Origin of the sequence: uncultured Planococcus sp. (genome assembly GCF_947501725.1) — a bacterium.
GTDB classification, from domain to species: domain Bacteria; phylum Bacillota; class Bacilli; order Bacillales_A; family Planococcaceae; genus Planococcus; species Planococcus donghaensis_C.
On the sequence record NZ_CANMXD010000006.1, the window covers coordinates 196419 to 216399 of the forward strand.

Genomic DNA, 19981 nt, shown 5'->3' on the forward strand with positions numbered 1-19981 from the left:
ATTTATATCGGCAGTTTCAGCCAAATGTTTAGCAAAATCGAAAATTACTGCACTTTAAATTCTGTTACCAGCACACGTTCTACGTTCCCTTTTTCTAGCATTTCATTCAACTTTGTCGTGAGCTGCTCTTCAAGCGCTGCTATTCCATCCTTGCTGACAAGATCTTCTTTCGTAAAACCTGCAATTGTTGATATTATGGCCGCACGAACCTCGGAAGTGCGTTTTTCTGTTTCTTCTTTTGCTTTTTCATTGTCCAAAGCAATATTGAATTGAACAACAGCGAAATTGCTGGCAGATGCAAGATTCGTGGTGATGATATCCGTGTCGATGCTCAATTCCACTAATTCCTCTGCAGTTAAGGCTTTTTCTTCGGAGCTTGAGGTCTTCTGCGAAAAGAAGAAAGCAGCACCCACCCCAATAACTGACGCTAAAATGATGATAATAAAAACATTTTTAAATTTTCCCATGCTGCATACACCTCTTAATCTATGATTTCTTTTTGATAAGGAGAGATCAATACTTCCACCCGGCGGTTTTCCGCTCTTCCCGTTTCGGTATCGTTTGAAGCAATTGGCTGATACTCACTATAGCCGGTGGCACTAAATTTACGCGGATCCAACTTTTCATTTTCAAGAAGAATTTTCATAAAAGTGATGGCTCTCGCTGAGCTCAACTCCCAATTAGTTGGGAATTCCCGGGTGCCTGTTGGAACATTATCAGTATGCCCCTCTATATAAATCATCCGCGGTGTATCGGTAATCAATAAATTTGAAATTTCTTTTGCCACTGTTCTGGAATCTTCAAAAATTTCGGCCTGACCTGATTGAAAAAGAACACCTTCCGTTATCGTCAGCATCAGTCCTTTTGAAGTAAGCTTTGTTTGAAGTCTTGGAGACAACCCTTTTTCGTCAATATACCCATCAATTTTCGCTTTGAATTCTTTCAGTTCTTTCTGATCTTCTGCCCATGACATTTCTTCTTGGCCTTCAGTTGTTGAATCATCGGTCTTCAACTCTTCAATTGGAGGCGTTACTTCCATACTTTCAGTCGGCGCTTCCTTTTCCAGAACACCAGTCCCGCCTTGCAGCTCACTATTAAAAGAACTGGAAATCGCTTGGAATTTTTGAGAATCTACTTCACTTGCCGCAAAAAGGACGATAAATAAGGCAAGCAGCAATGTTAAAATATCCGCATACGGCAATAGCCAGGCTTCATCTACATGTTCTTCGTGTTTTTTTTTACGCTTCAACACGAACACCTTCTTTGTCTTTTCCTCTTGTTTCTGCTTCAAGGACGCGATCTTTTACCGGTAAATACGTCAGCAGCTTTTCTTCCACTGTACGGACTGGCAGACCGCTTTGTACGGCTAATATCCCTTCCAGCATGATCATTTTCATTTTCGCTTCTTTTTCGGATTTCCGTTTGAGCTTGTTAGCAAAAGGATGCCACAGTACATAGCCCGAGAAAATCCCGAACAAGGTCGCGATAAAGGCCGCGGAAATCGATTTTCCAAGCAATGCCACATCATCCAAGTGTCCGAGTGCCGCAACCAATCCGATAACGGCACCAAGAACTCCTAATGTTGGCGCATAAGTGCCTGCTTGCGCAAAGATCTTTGCACCCAGTTCATGACGGTCTTCCATCGCCGCAATCTCTTCTTCCATCATTTCACGGATGTATTCTTGAGACTGGCCGTCAACGACCATTTTCAATCCACGCTGTAAAAACGGATCTTCTACTTCGTCTGCTTTTTCTTCCAAAGACAATAAGCCTTCTTTTCTCGCCAGCATCGCCCATCCTGTAAACATGGGAATCATTTCTTTGACAGTAGCCATTTTTGATTCGCTGAAGATGACTTTAAATAAACTCGGAATCTGTTTAACTTCTTCCATCGGAAACGCGACGAGAATACAGGCAATCGTACCGGCAAAGATAATGACTAATGCTGCCGGGTTATATAAAGCGATTGGACTGGATCCTTTTAAGATCATTCCACCGATCAAGACGGCAAATCCAAGTATTATGCCCACCCATGATGTCTTATCCACGTTCATACCTCATTTCATCTTTATACATACTTGCTACACCTCGTTTAGAGCATAGCTTTCGCAGGAGATTAGCCAAAAAATACTTTTATTCTTGCTTCACTCAGCTTATAGGATCAAATTAATTATTTTTAGCTAATGCCATTGCTTCTTTCCAAGTGTTGCGCATATCTTTCATCAGCGTCTCCACTTCTTCGAGTGCTTCTGGATCGTTTTTCATATTAGCGTCCAGCAGGCGGCTGTACATGTATTCATACATCTGAGCTAAAGCAGCTGACATTTCAATATTCAAGTCCAGCGTAATGCGGAGTTCTTGAACAATGTTTTGTGCTTTGATGATGTTAGTGTTCTTTTCTTCAAAATGTTTATCTGCCATCGCACGTTTTGCCATTTTCATAAATTTCAGGCTGCCGTTGTAGAGCATCAAAGTCAGTTCTTGTGGAGATGCTGTCATTACTGAATTCTGCTGGTAGGCCTGGTAAGGATTAATTGTTGCCACGTGTTGTTTTCCCCCTCGATCTTAATTCCGTTTATCTATGAATGAACCTTCAGTGGATACGGTTTGATAAGCGTTGCTGTATTTTTTTGATATTTCTTTTGTTTGAGCGATGCGATTGATCTGTGCAAAAAAGGAGTGGTGCAAGTCGTTGAGCAAGAGATGAAGCTGTTGATCGATTTCCTTTACTTGCTCAATGATGGACTGCTCTTCGGCTGTCCACTGGAAGTTTTTTTGTTTCATAAAAGTTTCCAATTGGTTAATAGCTTGTTGGCGCCGATAAAATATACTCTCAAGTGCTTCAACGGTGCCTTCATCATTCGCTTCCATTCGTGAATTGATGTGCTTTGCTTTTTTATAAAGTTCCTGTGTCTGTTCTAGAAATGCATACATAATTGTTTTTGAGCTCATTAAGCGCCACCAAACATGTTCTGCTGCATCCAAGCGCTTTGCGAGTTCATCTGGCTTAACGCTTTCTCCATTGCTGTGAACTGCTTCCAATAGCGGTCTTCGACGCGCGTCAGGCGATCCTGCCAGCGGCTGATCTCATCGTTCATCTGCTTGATTTTTTTGGAAAGCGTGCTATTGTCGACTGAGCTTGAAGAGCTTCCAGCTTTTTCGCTGAGATTTTTGACGACGTTGTTTAAGGTGTCGTAGACTCTTGCCCCAACTCCGTTCCCTGCTGCATCCCGGGTCGTGAACAGCGCCATCACTTCATCCGGTTTGTCGGTTAGTGCTGCGCTTAGTTTTGCTTCATCAATGAACAGTTTACCGCCTTCTGTATAGTTTCCTGTATTGATGCCAATTTGGGATAAGTGTTTGATATTGCCGTCTGCAATACTTCCTACACTGTCCATAAAGGCATTTCGCAGATCCTTCATGGCGGATTTCAATACTGGATCGTTGCGCAGTAAGCCGCTCCTTGCTTTGTCTTCCCATAATTCGATTTCGTTCTCTGTCATGTCCTTTTTCTGTTCATCAGACAAAGGCTGGAAATCCGGATAGCGCTTTTCGACCAGCTGCTTTTGCAGGGTTTCGATGGTTTCGTTGTACTTATCAACGAAGTCCTTGATCATCGCTAATGGTTTTTCAGGATTGGATTGAACATTGATTGTTGCCTCTGAACCTGCCTGCAAGAGATTGATTGTCACCCCGTTGACGGTTGTCTGGTTGGTTTTTAACCTTTCGACTTTGATATTATCAAACATGATTTCGCCATCCGCTGCTCCGATGCCCGCTGCTGTATCACTGCCGTTATTAATAATTTTGTTAGCCAATGCAGGACTTGTTGCTGTTCCGTCTACATTCTTAAACTCCATTGTAAAAGCCTGATCAGCTCCCATATTTTTAGTGGCTATGAAAAAACGGGATGTTGTATTGTCAAAGCTCGCACGCAAAGCCGGGACTGAAGCTGCTGTTTTATCCTGTAAATTTTTTGCTATATCTGCAAACGTATCAGTGCTTGCGACATCAATACTTACACCACTTACATTAATTTTTCCGGCGACACCAATTTGGTCAGTCGATTTTGCAGCAGTGCCTGCCGTATTTGTAATTCCGAGTGTCGAATTCAACTTCGCTCCACTTGCGACACTCGTAACCTGCACTTTATAAGAACCGCTCATTGCATTAGCTGTCGTCGCAACCGTAAAACTGTTTGGAGCCGGTGACGTGGCACCGTAGGAGTTGAATGATGACTGCAGGCGCAAGTTACTGGCGCTTGTCTGTAGGTTCTTCATGGCCAAGTTGGTATCCCGGAACGCTTCCTGTTGCCATTCTGTAAAGGTTTTTTGCTGCATTAATTTATCTAAAGGCATTTTTTGAATCTTCATCATGTCTTTGACGATTGATTCTGTATCCATGCCTGATGCTAATCCGCCTACGCGCATATTCTGTTCACTCCGTTCTTATAATTTTTCATCCACAATCAGGCCCGCCAGCTCGGCCAGCGATGCATACATATCTAAGAATTTTTTATTGGGAATTTCCCGCAGGACCTCATCTGTTTTTGAATCGATCACCTGAACATAATAGACCTCCAACTTTTCATGCAGTTGGAATTTCACATTTGTCGAGCTCGGTTCTAAAAACTTATTCATGTCCTCTACTTTGTCGCTGATCATTTCTTTCGTAATGGATTTATTAATATCCAAAAATTTATTTTCTTCAGGAACTGGCGTTTCCTTGGAAGCTACTGGATTCGGTTCGTTAATTTTTGGAAAATGAGGAATTGACTGATTTACTACTTCCATGATTGCCACTCTCCTAATCTTCCAGTTTGTTTAAAAGGCTCTCTATATTAGTTATCGGCAGAATATGCGGTTTTTTTAGCAATAAATCAAAAAAAATAAGACAGGTCTATGAAAGACTTGTCTTATTTCATGTGAGCTTAGAATAATAATTGCTGACGCCCTGTGTCCAATGGTTATTTAACCCTGTCGGATCATTAGCGGCTCCTACCGGCGCGTATTTCGCTCCGATTTTCGCAATGGTGTCTTTGCCTTGATTCAAATAGTTCTGGCGCAAGTTACGAGCCATGTCAAAAATGCTGTCTTCCACAGAAGCATAGCTCCGCAGGCCGTTCTTGCCCATCATGCCGGCAACGTTGTTTTTGTCATTGACCGCGCGCGATGAGCCATTGCCAGTTTCATGAATGGCGATAGCTGACAATAAATTCGGATCAAGGTCGTATTTTTTTCCAGCATTGATAAAGTGAGCGGCTGTTCCACTCAACTTGCCTTCCAACGTGTTATCCAGCTTGATAAATTGCGTCGGCCGAAACTTCAAGTCGCTCTTATCTGTTGCTGCGGTTGGAACTTCTTGTGTGTTGAGCGGCGGAATTGTCAGGGTCGGGTTATAGGAATTGGTTAATGGTGCCGTGAGCGGCGTAGTCAAAGACGGCAATGCTGCCTGAACGCCGGTTTGCGGAGCCTTCCCGACATCTGTTTGTTCCATACTTTCCATCATAGCGTTCATCAGCATCGCAAAAAACGTGCTCGGGCTTGTCGAACTGCCGATGGAATTGCTGCCGCTGTCGGTCTGGCTTAAAGCAGGCATCGACTTTGCCATCGTGGCGATCGTATTATATAGAAAAAGATTAGAAGATATCGGACTGTTCAATCGGTTCTCACACCCTTTGCTTGAGTTAATCTTGTTTAGTGTACAAGATTATGAATGAAAAAAGAATAGGATAATTGTGGGAGGAAAAATTTGTTCTTAAATTAAAGTCAGAAGATTTTAATATAAATTAGACACCATTGAACATTTCAGTATTCAACAATTAGATTATCGAATTTGGAAATTAAATCTATTGCCTTCTACTTTCTATTTTAATCAAACAAATTCTTTACTGCTATCTCCATCGCTTCCTTTGTTAACACAAATGTTCGATCACTTTTACAATTCCAGCGGAGATAAAATTATTTCCTTAGAAATACTAAAACTAAGTAAATCTCCCATGTTTCTAACAACGTTATATCTAGATGACGGCTCCTTATCCATATCTGTCAGTAAAAGCGACTTAAAGAAAACCATTTACTTAACACCCCACATTTATCTATACTTGCAGTCTCTGTCCCTTAAAGATCTACGTAAATTGAAATTGCACATCAGCACTCATTTTGGAGTTGAGTTTAACACTAGTAAGAGACCTGATGGCTTTGGCTGTATATTAAAAACGACAAAAGTCAGTGAAACAATGAAGTTTTTAAAAATAGTTGGCGAGGCATCCAGAGACTGTCCCTCTATGTATCACAAAACAGACTGGGATTTTCGTTTTCTTAAAGAAATTAAAAGATATAAAGAATCTCACCCAGGATACGAAGTAATTGCGAGTTCGTCTGATCGGAGAAAAAACTACACTGATGAAGAATGTAAACTGCTATGCAAAGTGAAAAAAGAAGGCAAAACCGATAAAGAGATTGCAGTTCAATTGAATCGAACTTATTGGTCTATCGTCTACAAATGGGCTGAGCTTCGACAAAGTAATAGTTCTTCTATAATAATCGGATGAAAAAAAGATCTCAAAAATATGAGATCTTTTTCTTATTAAGCTCTAAAATCAATCGAGTTACCAACATGAGGCTGAACAGACCGCTCCAGCATCTTCACAACATCCTGACCATTCGTCTCCGCCTGATCTATCGTCTTTTTCATAATCGATACATTCGCTTCAGTCCGGACATTCATTTGGCTCATTGCCATCGATAACGCAGCGATATCCATTGGATTGCCTCCTTATAAAAAAAGGAGCCTAAAATCAGGCTCCTTTGAATTCTTAAAATTAACGCAGCAATTGTAGTACTTGCTGTGGTGCTTGGTTGGCTTGCTTTGCCGCTATGTCTTTCGATCATAGAATAGACTATATCTTCACCCTCTACTTGAGGGGCTGGGCACTTCGAATGGCGCTTGCCACCCTACGGATTTCATCGCCATAGCTTTCGCCTTAGACGGTCTATCCTAGTCGTTGAACCTTCCCCAGAGTTTCCTCACAGGAGCTTGGCTGCTGATTATCCATTGGTTCATCCTCATCATTTTCAAACCATCACGCCGACCGTTTCCAGTTACGTTGTGGTTGATGGGGCTTTAGGAAGTTCCAGCAATTCACCCAGTTATACTCTAACCCGTTACCCGGTTAGACGCCCTAGAATCAATTATCTCAACAGTTGTAATACTGATTGAGTCATTTGATTGGATTGAGCCAGCATCGCTTGTGATGCTTGTGCAAGAATTGAGTTCTTTGTTTGTTCCATCATTTCTTTCGCCATGTCGACATCACGAACTCGTGATTCCGCAGCTGTAAGGTTTTCTGCTGATGTATTTAAGTTATTTGTCGCGTATTCCAAACGGTTTTGATTAGCTCCTAAGTTAGAACGTTCTGCTGAAACTGCTTTTATGGCATCGTTAATAGTTGTAATTGCTGCCGTTGCTACTCCAGAAGTTGAAGAAATATCAATAGCCTCAGTTGCTTCATCGTCAGTTGTAGCGATTGCTAGCCCAGTTAAACCTGTCATGTCAGCAAAGTTAACCGTAATTTGTTGGCTTTCATTCGCTCCAACCTGGAATGTAAATGAACCATCTCCGTTCGGCCCGCCTACGCCAGTCAACAAATCTTGACCGTTAAACTGAGTATCTTTAGCAATACGGTTAACATCCTTCGCCAACTGATCTGCTTCATTCTGAATTGCTTCACGATCTTCTGTTGTATTCGTGTCGTTTGAAGCTTGTACAGCTAATTCACGCATGCGCTGAAGAATATCTTGCGTTTCATTCAATGCGCCTTCTGCTGTTTGAATTAAAGAAATACCATCTTGAGCATTTCGAGAACCTTGTTCCAACCCGCGAATCTGTCCGCGCATTTTTTCAGAGATCGAAAGTCCAGCTGCATCGTCTTTCGCGCTGTTGATGCGAAGTCCAGAAGAAAGCTTTTCCATGCTGTTCATTTGTGCGCTTTGAGCAGAGCCCATTTGGCGGTGAGTGTTAAGTGCTGCGATATTGTGGTTGATAATCATTGTGTATTACCTCCGTGTAATGTTTTTTTGTTTTTTGCAAGCGCCCAAATCCTTTTGAACTGCCTTACAGTAGTTATATCGGAGGGGTTTAATAAATGTTTAGCGTTTTTTGAAAGTTTTTCTTTTTTATTTTGGATCCATGTAAAAAGCCTGCAAAATCTACAGGCTTCCACTCTATTTCTTCTTCATACTCAAAAAATCACTCAAGTTAATGACGTTCGAAGTCGCCTGCTTGTTCTCTTCCTGAATCTCCAGGTACACTTCTTTCCGGTGGATGGTCACTTGCTTCGGTGCGTTGATGCCGAGTCGCACCATGTCGCCTTCTATGGAGGTAACCGTGATTTCAATGTCGTCGTTGATAATGATTGTTTCGCCTTTTTTACGTCCCAGTACTAACATCTCTTACACCTGCCTTGCAGCGGTGTCGCCGCTCTGAAATAAAACCTGCTTGATCTGGTAGTCTTTATTGTTCAACACAATTTGCATGCCGGTTTGTTTCTTATTGTTGATGACCAGCGGAGCTTTTAAATTCGTCGTCGCTCCGCTGATGTCGCCTTTCACAGAAACAGTCGTCAACACAATAGCATCTGCCGGATCTTCCAGCTGCAGCCGCTCCACCATCTGCTCTTCCAGCTTGATGTCGTAGTCCTTGAAAAACGTAAACGGATCGACCAGGAAGAAGCTGACTTCCACCGCTTCCACCGACTGCAGGAAAAAGAATGGCGATTCGCCTTCTGCGTCCGCTGGAATCAATACATATTTCTTATATTCGTCAAACCCTGGAATTCCTTTATCAAACGTAATGACACGTTCTTCTGCCAGTTCTACTTCACCGAATTGCTCTGTTTGAACTTTCATGCCCAACTCCCTTTCCGTAACAAAAAAATGCCTCTTAAGATAAACATATCTCAACAGGCATTTATTAACAATCAATTTTTAATTAACTCCATCTACTGGAAGCCATTCAACTCGCCTGCTCTTCAATCTCTAACTCTTCTCTTAACCGAATCCGCACCAATTCCACAGCGCCGTCGATCCCTTTCAAGACAGCAGAAAACTCTTCCAGCTCTACGTCAGCCCTCGCCAGCACTGCCGCTGACATCGGCTGCGCCAATACTTCGCGGCTGATGATGACGTCATTGCCTTTACCCTGACCCTGGATACGCGCAGCGATATTGACGGTTCGACCGAAATAATCAAGGCGGTCGTTGGAATTGACGGCGATGGCCGCTCCGCTGTACAAGCCAAGCCGCAACACCAGGTCTTCATTCGCGGTGTCATTGAACGCTTTCAGGTTTTTCTGGATGGCCAAGGCCGCCTTCAACCCGTCCTCCGGTTTATGGAAGACTGCCATGACGGCGTCGCCGATGGTTTTCACGACGCTGCCGGAATTCCGGGTGATGTGTCCGGTCAGGAATTCGAAATGATTGCGCACCTGCCCATAAGCACTCGAGTCGCCGATCGTTTCATACAGCAACGTGGAGCCTTTTAAGTCGGTAAACAAAATTGTCACGTGATCGATGCCTATTTTCTGGCCGGGCGACAGCACTTCAGAAGAAAATAGGTCCCTGAACTCCTGCATCGCCGTTACTTTGGCGGCGGTTACGGCCTGTTTGTTCCAGTCGGAATGCTCCAAAGCGACGACGATATCCATAGAACTAGAGTTTTTGATGAACACTTCACCTGAACCCGATACCGATTCCTGCGACCAGCCCCGATCGGAATAATCCAGCGAACCTACTTCAGCGTTATTGTCTACTATTACTCGATCATTCGCTTGCAGCACCCGCAAGCGCAGCGGATCTTCGCCCTCGGGAATTGCAAAGCGCGCGGTCTTTCCTTTTTCGATGACCTGCTGCGCTTTGACATGCGGCGTGATCATCGGTCCCCCGATGCAATACACTTCGGCATAAGCTTGGCGCACTGCGGGATGGACCGAGAAGTTCAGCTCGACATATTGATCGAAATTGGCGTCGTAATTGACGCCGCACAGGTCGCAATGAAACTGCTGTTCGAGTTGCGACAGCGAGCTGTGCTCGACTTTCGAGACCCGGCAGTTCGGGCAGATGACATTCCAGCTGAGGTTCAGTAAGCCCGCTTTTGTGGCGTACAGCAACACGCGCAAGGTGTCATCCAGATCTGCGTTCCATAGCTTCGCCACCTGCACCGGCTCGATTTGAGCGACATCGTGGTCGCCTTTGTCAGCCAGATATCGATGCAGCTTTTCCACATAGCCTCCATTAACCGGGGATTTGGCAAGCAAGCCCGATAGCCGGTCGAGCTCCGACAGATTGACTTTAGCCGTTACCGGTTTTTGCGGAGCTTCAAAAGCAATCGTTGCCCCGGATTCTAAATAATCATCCAAATAACGCATGATCTTTTTGACGGCCGGCAGACCGGTTGCCCAAATGGCACCGTAGCCCAATGGATTGAGCGGCACAAAATCCGCTGTCAGCTTGACCCGCGTTCCACCTTCTTCATTATCGAACAGCTCGACTTTTAAGGTGTAATGCTTGAGTGGACCAGTCAGGTAGCGGCGTTCGACCGTATAACTGTCGTTCTCCTGCCACTGGAACGGAAATTCCTGCCAAGAGATGGGTACGAGTCCCAGCACTTTGGCATGGGCTTCCCGGTAAAACACTTCCGCTCCGTCTTGCTTCGCCGGACTGAAGCTTACAGGAAACAAGCCGATATAGAGGTTCATGCGGTTATTGTCTGCAAGCAGCTGCCAGGCGGTTTTACGGTCTAGGGCATATTCTTTTTCAAGCACATAGGTTTTGGGCTTCATGTTGTTCACTCCTAGGAAATCACGATGGCAATGGCAAGCAAAATGAGATGGAAAATCTGGTCTGCCACAATGGACAGCCAGACCTTCTCGGGGCCTTTAGCCGTCTGGACCCGCTGGACCCAAAACAGCACAAAACCTCTTCGGTCCAGAATGATATGGCCGAAAAAAACAATGGCCAGTGCAGTGAGGGAAAGTCCCCCTGAGAGGGTGCCGAACACCGCGATGACGGCTGTATAAATAGAGACATGCGTCAATAGCGGCAGCCATTTAGTCGCTTTGTATTTAGCCATCCATCCGGTCTGCAGCAGAAAATCGCCGATCAGGTGGCCGATCAATAATGCATCAAATTGGCTCATAGCCGGTAGCCTCTTCCCTGTTGCTCTTCGTATTGCTCTAATCGATAATCGCAGCCCTCCAAAATTTCCGCGAATGCGTCCACTACCTGGCGATCAAATAAAATATCACGGCAGCGAAGCAGCTCTTCTGCCCCTAAACGGAACGACAGCCCTTTGCTGTAGGAACGCGCAGTGGTCATGGCGTCAAACGCATCCGCCACTCCAACGATCCGCGCAAACAACGGGATGTCTTCTCCGGCCAAGCCATGCGGATAACCGGTGCCGTCGAGCCGCTCGTGATGGGACAATGCGGTTTCAATCGCGCGCTCCATGGCGTCTTTCGGTTCCATATTGGACAGGATGTCTGCCCCGATGACCGTATGCTGCTTGATGGCTGCAAATTCCTCCTCCGTCAGCCGTCCAGGTTTTCTGAGGATATCATCCGTTATGCCGATCTTCCCGATGTCATGCAATAAAGCCGCTTTGTACAATTCTTCACAGGCCTGTGCATCGAATCCGAGCTTTTGGGCAGTCCATAACGAATATTTCGCTACCCGCTCCGAATGGCCCGCTGTATAGGGGTCACGCGCATCCAGCACCTTCGCCAGCGTACGGATCATGCTCAGCAGCATGCGCTGCAGTTCGTCGTACATCTGGCTGTTGTGGAGCGCCAGTGCGGATTGATTGGCGAGCGCGACTGCCAGGCTGATGTCCTGTTCGGAGAAAAAGGCGATGTCTTTTTTATTGAGTAGCTGCAACGCCCCCAGCACTTTGCCTTTGACCGCCAAAGGAACGGTGATCATCGACTTGGTCACAAAACCGCTGGAATGGTCCACGCGATGGGCCCAGTCAGGATTGACGGCTACATTCTCGATCAGCTCGGCTTCTCCTGTTCCGATCACTTTGCCGACGATGCCTTCGCCCAGCTCCAGCTCGATGTTGAGGATATCGGACGCAGAAGGCCCGTACGCCGCTGACGCCTTGATCTTTTGCTGTTCCTTGTTCAGCACCCACAAGGTCCCCGCTTCCGCACCCACGACCTGCACCATCTGCAGCAGAATGCTTTCAAGGACCTCTTCCATTTCTAAATTAGAATTCAATTGCTTTGAGGCTTCCAGCAAGGTCACCAGCTCTTGAACTTTGAACTCCAAATCCTTAAGTTGCGTCATGGATTTCCTCCGATAGCTTTTATTAATAAAAATGATTTATTTTTACGCTATATAAGTTGAACTAATAATTTTTAATAACCGATATTCCGCAAAACAGCTTGCTTGCCTGGGGGCTCGCGCTGAGCTAACTCGGGCTCGTCGCCCGAGTGGATCTCAGCACTTCGCTTGGCCCCCTGGGCGTCTGCGCTGTTTTGCTCCATATCTCCAGAGCACTCTCTCAGCGAAGGCGCGGCTCCAGTCGGCATACACGGATGGCGCAACTTTTTGTTGTCCATAGTGCCGAAGCGGTATAGGAATGATAAATCTTTAGTTTAATTTATATAATTTTATTGTTTCTTGTCGATCATATCCTTTAACAAACGATTATGCAATATTACCCATATTTTTTATTTTCAGCACAAAAAACCGCAATCTCCTCAATTTACGGGAGATTGCGGTTTTTCCAGTTATTCTGCTTCAACCAATTGCTTTAAATTCTCGAACATCAAGCTCCAGCCTTCCCGGCTTTGACGGCTGTAGTCTTCGCCGGTCTTTTTGACATCCTCTTCTGTCCAGTCTTCTTCATGCAGCACAGTAATTTCTTGGACAAATGCCATTTCACAGCTGTTTTGTACCATCGAAATCCATACCGTGATGCGGTCCTCCAAGTCGTTGAACTGCGGCATCTTGAAGCTGAACATCAGTTTATGCGGCGGCTTCAATTCGAGGTATTCGCCGATTGCGCGGTAATCCGTGCCTTCCCGGCGGTCGACGATTTCCCAGCTGCCGCCTGCGCGTAAGGAATTATTCGTTACCTGGTTGGTGGATTCAGTCGTGAAGAGCCATTTCTTCATCAAATCCGGGTTGGTCCAGGCTTCGTACACTACTTTGTCGCTGGCATTGAAACGGCGCGCCATCGATAAGGTTACTGTAGAAGTCGTCATCTAGATCATCCTTTCCGAATTGGATTAGATAGCCGTAAACTTTATTGCCACCAGTGTAACGCAGAACTTTTTCTCAGGCAATATAATCTTCTTTCGGGATATCGAAAGCTTTTCTTTTGGCGTAATAACGGCCTTTTGTGGCCACTGCCAGAACGACAGTCAAGATTGAAGCCAAGATCAATGCGAAGAACGCGGCGGTACTTTGCAGGAATGTGCCCATATAGCCGAGTGCTGCGATGGTTCCGAGTGCAGTCGGTGCGGTCAATGCCACAACGCCGACCGGGTTCCATTTATACAAGTTTCGCTGCCTGGATTCGTAATAGCCGGGGCCGATCTTCAGCCATTTTTTGACGACCAAAGCGTCCGTCACGAGAATCGATGCCCAGCTCATCAGGGCAACACCTTGAAAGGTCATCGCGACATCCAAATGTTCGACGATGCCGCCGAGCATTAAGATGATGGCAACGACACCTGAGACCACTACCCAGAAACGGCGTCCCGGGGAAAAGCCGAACATATTCTCAAAAAAGCTCGACAAGGACAGGGAGCTGCTGTAGATATTGGTGATGTTGATGCGGATTTGCGTCAGCATCGTAAACAGCACACCGCCAAGCCCAAGCAGGACGACGATGTAGACGCCCGGATTGGATTCGCCGAGTGTGACGCCGAACCAGATGCCGAGTCCGCCCATAACGCCAAAACAGAAAATCTGTGGAATAAATCCGATGGCGATCGAGCCGATTTTCAAGTCTTTCGGTTTCAGGAAACGCGCGTAATCGGAAGCGATCAACGCAGTCAGTCCCATGATACCGTGCTGCATACCGATGCACAACAGCAAGGCGGTTCCGCCGATCTGGACGCCTTCGGGCATATAGGTCCAGAAACTGCCATCAAATTTCGATGTGGTATTGAAAGCGACAACAATTGCCGCAACCAGGAAAATCGCAAAAACCGGCAGGGACCATTTTTGTAATTTATCCAATTGTTTGATGCCGAACCAGTTTAACGGGATGACCACTGAACCGAATCCGACAATTAAGAGCCATACGGGGACGGCGGGGAAATAAGCATGGACTGCAGCGACCAGGATCATGCCTTCAAATGCACAATACATGATAAAGTTCGATGCGTAGATTAAGGAAGTGAGTGAGGCTCCGATGTAACCGAATCCTCCGCGGGATAATAAATTGACGTTCATACCGGATTTGGCCGATAGGTAAACGATGATGGTTCCGAGGATGCCAGCGACGATGATCGCGTAGATGGCGGAAATGATGGCATTGGCGGCTCCGAATTGCAGGGCCATGACGCTCCCCATCTGGAAATAGAAGATGGCGGTCGCGATGCCGAAGGTGATATTGGTGATGCTCAGCCAACCCATTTTGCGTTCTTCCCGTGGAACACGGTCAAACGTGTAGTCGCCTGTTGTTTCGTCTCCATGGCTTTGTTTCTTTTTGACTACCTCTTGATCTGCAGTAATCTCAGATCTCATCTTATCAATTCCTTTCCTATTCAGTTTTCATTGTCCTTTGGGAATGCAGGTAGGCTTGGCCTATTCCCGTTCGCTTGCGTGGGTGGCTATGAGTGAGTCGTGCTGAGGTTGGAAGAGGAGGAAAGCTTAAACTTCATTCACAAAAGACAAAAAAATAGCGGACTTTCTCCGTCCAGGCTTAGAGCTGAAACGAATAAATTCCGTGCTTTCTTATTTTAGCATAGCATTCGACTCCATAGTTGCGCGCCGCCTCAGAGTCGTTCCTTAGCCTCGGCTTGCACCCATTTACTGGTTTCTGTTCTTAGAACTTAAGCCCCGCTCGGAACATCGATTTCGATTGTCGCGCGCATCAAAAAAGCCTCCGCAGGACAACCTGCAGAAGGCTCGTAATGGCTTCTTTCCTTATCTGACGCTTTCCAGCGCTTGTTTCACTGTTGCATAGGAATCCGTATCCAGCATATCAATTCCACTGTGGACGATGGTTTGGACAAGGTCCGGGCGCAATCCGGCGATGACCACGTGAATGCCCATCAATTGGAGGGTGCCGCCGATCTGCTGGATCGACTGCGCGATATGGGCATCGATGGTCAAGACGCCTGAAAAATCAGTGATGACGTGATTGACGTTCATCTCCGCAATTCTCGGAATGACATTAGTGTTGATGTGGGCAATCCGGTAGCTGTCAATTACACCGATAAGCGGCAGCACCACAACGTCGTTGAGCACTGGCACGATCGGTGCCGACAAATTGAGCAGCTCCACCTGCTTTTCCGCCTGGTATCTTTCCGACAACCGCTCAAACGCATAGAAAGTTTCATTTAAACTGACATCCAGTATCGCATCAATGCCTCTGGTCGCTTTGGCACTTTCCACGACCGTCAATCCGAAATCCAGGCTGAGCCGTGTAAAAATCTCCGAGAACACCTGGCGCGTCGGTGGATAACGAACGACGATCTCTGAAATCTTGCCGCCCGAAGCTACCTGCATTTCGGCATTCTTTTTGCTCCACTCAATCAGTGAATCCGGAACTTCAATGCGCTCCCCTTCTGGAAGAGACTGTCCGAAAAACCCGAGAAGCTCAACGTACATGCTTGCAGCCTGCTCTTTTTCCCAGTCGGGAATTTCCAGATTCATCTCCTGCACAACTGATTCAACCACTTCCACTGACAACGATTCAGCATTCTCACTTATGTATTGGGAAAAGTCCTTAAACGAAGACATTCAGTTCACACCTTTTTTCTTTTGTTGCATTAAGTATACCATTTGGCACAGGAGAAAATGGAAAATCCACGGTTATTCTTTGACCATTCTTCAAAAAATTATTGTTCAATAATCTTAGAATTTCAGTTTTTTCTATATTAGTTATCTCGAAAGAACTTATCTGAAGGTAGAACCTGGAAAGCTAAGTACACACCTATTATCATTCTCTGCTCATATGCTATGCTCTTTTCTTTTATTCTGTAAAAACAAAACACCCCTTCGGATCTTACATCCAAAGGGGTGAAGCTGACACTATTATTCCACTGTTACAGATTTCGCAAGGTTACGCGGCTTATCCACGTCACAGTCGCGGTGAAGCGCTGCGTAATAGCTGATCAACTGCATCGGGATGACCGATACAAGCGGTGACAGCAGTTCGTTGACTTTCGGAAGCACCAGGCTGTCGCCTTCTTCCTGCAAGCCTTCCATGGAAATGATGCATGTGTGTGCGCCGCGTGCCGCCACTTCCTTAACGTTGCCGCGGATATTCAAGTTGACCGCTTCTTGTGTCGCAAGTGCGATGACCGGTGTGCCTTCTTCGATCAAAGCAATCGTGCCGTGCTTCAGTTCGCCTCCAGCAAAGCCTTCTGCCTGGATGTATGAAATCTCTTTCAATTTCAATGAACCTTCAAGTCCAACGAAATAATCCATGACGCGGCCGATAAAGAAGCAATTGCGTGTTGTAGACAGGTAGTCTGCAGCAATCTGTTCCATTTCTTCTTTCGAATCAACCTGTGCCTGGATGGCGTTAGCGACGATTCCAAGTTCCTGAACCAAGTCAAAACCGATATCGATGCCGCGCGCTTCCGCTGTCACTGCACCGAGGATAGACAATACAGCCAATTGCGCTGTATAGGCTTTCGTTGAAGCAACCGCGATTTCAGGACCTGCATACAATAGTAACGTATGGTCAGACTCACGCGACAAGGTAGATCCAGCAACGTTCGTGATGGTCAATGAAGCGTGGCCCATCTCTTTGATCTTCACCAATACTTGACGGCTGTCCGCTGTTTCCCCTGATTGAGAGATAAAGATGAACAATGGTTTTTCAGAAAGCAACGGCATGTTGTAGCCAAATTCACTTGAAACATGCACTTCAACCGGAATGCCCGCTAATTTCTCGATGTATTCCTTGCCGATCAATCCTGCGTGGTAGCTTGTACCTGCCGCAATGATGTGGATGCGGTCAGCAGCTTGCATGGCTTCCAAAATTTCAGGTTTAATGGTCAATTTATCATTTTCGTTTTGGTACGCTTGAACGATTTTACGGACAACCGCCGGCTGCTCGTCAATTTCCTTCAGCATATAGTGAGGGTAAGTCCCTTTTTCAATATCGCTCATGTCGATTTCTGCAGTGAATGGCAAGCGGCTTACCGCCTCGCCGTCCAACGTCAAAATCTCCACGCTGTCTTTGCGGACGATGACGATTTCCTTATCCATCAATTCAACAAACTGGTCCGTCAATTGAAGCATAGCCATTGCATCAGATGCTACAACATTAAAATCTTCGCCAAGTCCTACAAGCAATGGGCTTTTGTTTTTCGCTACGAAAATTGTCTGCTCTTCTTCCGCGTCCAATAGCGCAATCGCATATGAACCCTTCAGTAAGGTAAGAGCTTTGCTGAATGCTTCCTGTGTCGTCTGGCCTTCTTCTACGAATTTACCGATCAATTGAACGATGATTTCCGTATCCGTATCCGATTCCATCAACACTCCTGCTAAATAATCGCGTTGGATGTGGTGATAGTTTTCGATCACGCCGTTATGGACGATTGTGAAGCGGTCAGATGTATTCTGGTGCGGGTGAGCGTTGATGCGGTTCGGCTTACCATGAGTTGCCCAACGTGTATGCCCGATTCCCGTCGTACCCATCACTTCTTCTTCCACAACGCCGCGCAAATCCGCAATGCGTCCTTTTTCTTTAAAGACCGTTACGCCTTTGCCGTTGCGTACAGCAATTCCTGCTGAATCATAACCGCGGTATTCCAAGCGCTCCAAGCCTTTCAACAAAATTTCCTTTGAATCATTTTCTCCAATATACCCAACAATTCCACACATAGTCTAATTCCTCCGTTTTTCTGAAAATCAAAATGAGTGTTTGTCTAGTTCTCCAAACACTTCTGCTTGAGCCCATCCATCTTGTTGTCCAATCGATCACTCGACTGTTTTAAGAGTGGACATAACGACCGGGCTTCACGGCCGGAAGGGATCCGCCGAAATCTCGATACTCCTTCTCCTCGTCTACTGAAGATGACTGGTCCGTCCGATTTCTTCAGTACAGGCGCTATAATTGTTTTCCTCGCACTAACTTCTATCCCCCTTTTTCTGCGGTCGTAAACCGACTCTATCATCATACAGTCTCCACACAATCCCGTCAATTAAAGCATATAGTTACTTAGGTCTATATCATCATTTTTTTCCGTTAACTGGTTCTTTTTCCTTTTACTTTTTATACTTCATCTCATATACATAAAGAACAAAGAATCCATTTCTAGAGGACGCTTCAGTCGTTTGGCGGAAGATCAGATATAAGATTCACTATAAAAAGACCGTAAGCAAGAATGCTTACGGTCTTCAAATTATATTGTTCGATTAGCTCAATCCCATTTCGCTGCGGACAACTTCCGCAATGCGTTCTACATAGTTTTCACAGTCTTCCGCAGAAGCTGCTTCCACCATGACACGTACCAATGGCTCCGTACCGGATGGACGCACAAGCACGCGGCCGTTGCCGTTCATCTCAGTCTCGACGTCTCCAATGACAGCTGCCACTTTGGCGTTGTCCGTCACGGCATGCTTGTCCGTCACACGAATATTCACAAGTTTTTGCGGGAAGATGGTCATTTCAGAAGCCAGCTCAGACAATTTCTTGCCGGTGATCTTCATGATATTGACCAGCTGCAAGCCCGTCAATAAGCCGTCACCCGTTGTGTTGTAATCCAGGAAAATAATATGGCCAGATTGCTCGCCGCCCAGGTTATAATCATTTTTCTTCATTTCTTCCACTACATAGCGGTCGCCGACAGCCGTTTTGTTGCTCTTCATGCCATGGCTTTCCAATGCTTTATAGAAGCCCATGTTGCTCATGACAGTCGAAACTACGGTATCTTTCTTCAAGCGTCCTTCTGAATGCAGGTGTTTGGCACAAATATACATGATCTGATCGCCATCGACGATCTGGCCTTTTTCATCCACGGCAATCAAGCGATCGCCATCGCCATCGAATGCAAGTCCGATATCGGCGCCTTTGGCAAGAACCAGCTCCGCTAATTTCTCAGGGTGTGTAGAGCCTACTCCAGCATTGATGTTCAAGCCGTTCGGTGAAGCTCCCATTGAGGTGATATCTGCATCCAGGTCCGCAAATACATGCGTAGCCAGCGTAGAAGTCGCACCATGTGCACAATCAAGCGCTACATGGACGCCGTCGAACTCCTCATCGACTGTCTGTTTCAAGTACTGAAGGTATTTCTGGCCGCCTTCGAAATAATCGGTGATGCTGCCAAGATCGCCGCCAGTCGGGCGCGGCAATAGATCTTCTTCGCTGTCAAGCAAAGCTTCAATTTCCGCTTCCTGGGCATCCGACAATTTAAAGCCGTCAGAACCGAAGAATTTGATGCCGTTGTCTTCCACAGGATTATGGGAAGCAGAAATCATGACACCTGCTTCTGCGCTCATGACACGCGTCAAATAAGAGACGCCTGGTGTACTGATGACGCCGAGGCGCATAACTTCCGCTCCTACAGAAAGCAGTCCGGCAGCCAATGCGCCTTCCAGCATTTCACCTGAAATCCGAGTATCGCGGCCAATCAGCACTTTCGGTTTGTCTTTTGCACTTTTCGTTAAGATATATCCGCCAATACGCCCTAATTTAAAGGCCAGTTCAGGTGTCAATTCGCTGTTGGCGACTCCCCGTACTCCATCTGTTCCAAAATATTTTCCCATTCTACTTTTCGCTCCTTCAAT

General features: G+C 46.0%; 21 protein-coding genes. 1 reads left to right on the plus strand and 20 read right to left on the minus strand.

The window, feature by feature from the left end:
* Positions 1–44 precede the first annotated feature (44 nt).
* The 8 genes from Q0785_RS11200 to Q0785_RS11235 all read right to left on the minus strand — a co-directional run bounded on the left by Q0785_RS11200 (position 45) and on the right by Q0785_RS11235 (position 5661).
* The gene (locus Q0785_RS11200) at positions 45–467 is read right to left on the minus strand and encodes a flagellar basal body-associated FliL family protein (protein ID WP_298829748.1); all 423 of its coding nucleotides are present in this window, start codon (positions 465–467) and stop codon (positions 45–47) included.
* Positions 468–481: 14 nt separating this feature from the next.
* Positions 482–1249: a flagellar motor protein MotB gene (gene motB / locus Q0785_RS11205; protein ID WP_298829750.1), complete on the minus strand. Its 768-nt coding sequence runs from the start codon at positions 1247–1249 to the stop codon at positions 482–484.
* Positions 1239–2048, minus strand: a complete 810-nt coding sequence (gene motA, locus Q0785_RS11210) for a flagellar motor stator protein MotA (RefSeq protein ID WP_146558789.1) — start codon at positions 2046–2048, stop codon at positions 1239–1241. The genes motB and motA overlap by 11 nt, the downstream gene beginning before the upstream one ends.
* 118 nt (positions 2049–2166) lie before the next feature.
* Positions 2167–2544, minus strand: coding sequence for a flagellar export chaperone FliS (fliS, locus tag Q0785_RS11215; RefSeq protein WP_298829753.1), 378 nt, complete (start codon positions 2542–2544; stop codon positions 2167–2169).
* A 21-nt stretch (positions 2545–2565) separates the two neighbouring features.
* On the minus strand, positions 2566–2952 hold the full coding sequence (locus Q0785_RS11220) for a flagellar protein FliT (RefSeq protein ID WP_298829755.1): 387 nt from the start codon (positions 2950–2952) through the stop codon (positions 2566–2568).
* Positions 2952–4403, minus strand: a complete 1452-nt coding sequence (gene fliD, locus Q0785_RS11225) for a flagellar filament capping protein FliD (RefSeq protein WP_298829760.1) — start codon at positions 4401–4403, stop codon at positions 2952–2954. The genes Q0785_RS11220 and fliD overlap by 1 nt, the downstream gene beginning before the upstream one ends.
* 45 nt (positions 4404–4448) lie before the next feature.
* Complete coding sequence (gene flaG, locus Q0785_RS11230; RefSeq protein WP_298829811.1) at positions 4449–4793, minus strand: flagellar protein FlaG; 345 nt, start codon at positions 4791–4793, stop codon at positions 4449–4451.
* Between the two features lie 127 nt (positions 4794–4920).
* Positions 4921–5661 carry a glucosaminidase domain-containing protein gene (locus Q0785_RS11235; RefSeq protein ID WP_298829762.1) on the minus strand — a complete coding sequence of 247 codons (741 nt, stop codon included), beginning with the start codon at positions 5659–5661 and terminating at the stop codon, positions 4921–4923.
* A 151-nt stretch (positions 5662–5812) separates the two neighbouring features.
* On the opposite strand from Q0785_RS11235, the gene Q0785_RS11240 reads away from it, so the two are divergent.
* The gene (locus tag Q0785_RS11240) at positions 5813–6553 is read left to right on the plus strand and encodes a DNA endonuclease (protein WP_298829813.1); all 741 of its coding nucleotides are present in this window, start codon (positions 5813–5815) and stop codon (positions 6551–6553) included.
* 35 nt (positions 6554–6588) lie between these two features.
* Here Q0785_RS11240 and Q0785_RS11245 read toward each other — a convergent pair whose 3' ends face one another.
* From Q0785_RS11245 to glmM, 12 genes are all read right to left on the minus strand, one after another.
* Positions 6589–6765, minus strand: a complete 177-nt coding sequence (locus Q0785_RS11245) for a YjfB family protein (RefSeq protein ID WP_298829764.1) — start codon at positions 6763–6765, stop codon at positions 6589–6591.
* 428 nt (positions 6766–7193) lie between these two features.
* Positions 7194–8051, minus strand: coding sequence for a flagellin (locus tag Q0785_RS11250; RefSeq protein ID WP_298829766.1), 858 nt, complete (start codon positions 8049–8051; stop codon positions 7194–7196).
* A gap of 174 nt (positions 8052–8225) precedes the next feature.
* The gene (gene csrA / locus Q0785_RS11255; protein WP_146558802.1) at positions 8226–8450 is read right to left on the minus strand and encodes a carbon storage regulator CsrA; all 225 of its coding nucleotides are present in this window, start codon (positions 8448–8450) and stop codon (positions 8226–8228) included.
* Positions 8451–8453: 3 nt separating this feature from the next.
* Positions 8454–8909: a flagellar assembly protein FliW gene (fliW, locus tag Q0785_RS11260; protein ID WP_298829769.1), complete on the minus strand. Its 456-nt coding sequence runs from the start codon at positions 8907–8909 to the stop codon at positions 8454–8456.
* A gap of 106 nt (positions 8910–9015) precedes the next feature.
* The gene (locus tag Q0785_RS11265) at positions 9016–10839 is read right to left on the minus strand and encodes an adenylate/guanylate cyclase domain-containing protein (RefSeq protein WP_298829771.1); all 1824 of its coding nucleotides are present in this window, start codon (positions 10837–10839) and stop codon (positions 9016–9018) included.
* An 11-nt stretch (positions 10840–10850) separates the two neighbouring features.
* Positions 10851–11195, minus strand: a complete 345-nt coding sequence (locus tag Q0785_RS11270; protein WP_298829773.1) for a DUF3307 domain-containing protein — start codon at positions 11193–11195, stop codon at positions 10851–10853.
* Positions 11192–12343: an HD domain-containing phosphohydrolase gene (locus tag Q0785_RS11275; protein WP_298829775.1), complete on the minus strand. Its 1152-nt coding sequence runs from the start codon at positions 12341–12343 to the stop codon at positions 11192–11194. Before Q0785_RS11275 ends, Q0785_RS11270 begins: the two co-directional genes overlap by 4 nt.
* A gap of 446 nt (positions 12344–12789) precedes the next feature.
* Complete coding sequence (locus Q0785_RS11280; protein ID WP_298829777.1) at positions 12790–13266, minus strand: SRPBCC domain-containing protein; 477 nt, start codon at positions 13264–13266, stop codon at positions 12790–12792.
* Positions 13267–13339: 73 nt separating this feature from the next.
* On the minus strand, positions 13340–14758 hold the full coding sequence (locus Q0785_RS11285; protein WP_298829778.1) for a cytosine permease: 1419 nt from the start codon (positions 14756–14758) through the stop codon (positions 13340–13342).
* 402 nt (positions 14759–15160) lie between these two features.
* Positions 15161–15979, minus strand: coding sequence for an STAS domain-containing protein (locus tag Q0785_RS11290; RefSeq protein ID WP_298829780.1), 819 nt, complete (start codon positions 15977–15979; stop codon positions 15161–15163).
* Between the two features lie 294 nt (positions 15980–16273).
* The gene (gene glmS / locus Q0785_RS11295) at positions 16274–18076 is read right to left on the minus strand and encodes a glutamine--fructose-6-phosphate transaminase (isomerizing) (RefSeq protein WP_298829782.1); all 1803 of its coding nucleotides are present in this window, start codon (positions 18074–18076) and stop codon (positions 16274–16276) included.
* A 534-nt stretch (positions 18077–18610) separates the two neighbouring features.
* Positions 18611–19960: a phosphoglucosamine mutase gene (gene glmM / locus Q0785_RS11300; RefSeq protein ID WP_298829784.1), complete on the minus strand. Its 1350-nt coding sequence runs from the start codon at positions 19958–19960 to the stop codon at positions 18611–18613.
* Between the last annotated feature and the right edge of the window lie 21 nt (positions 19961–19981).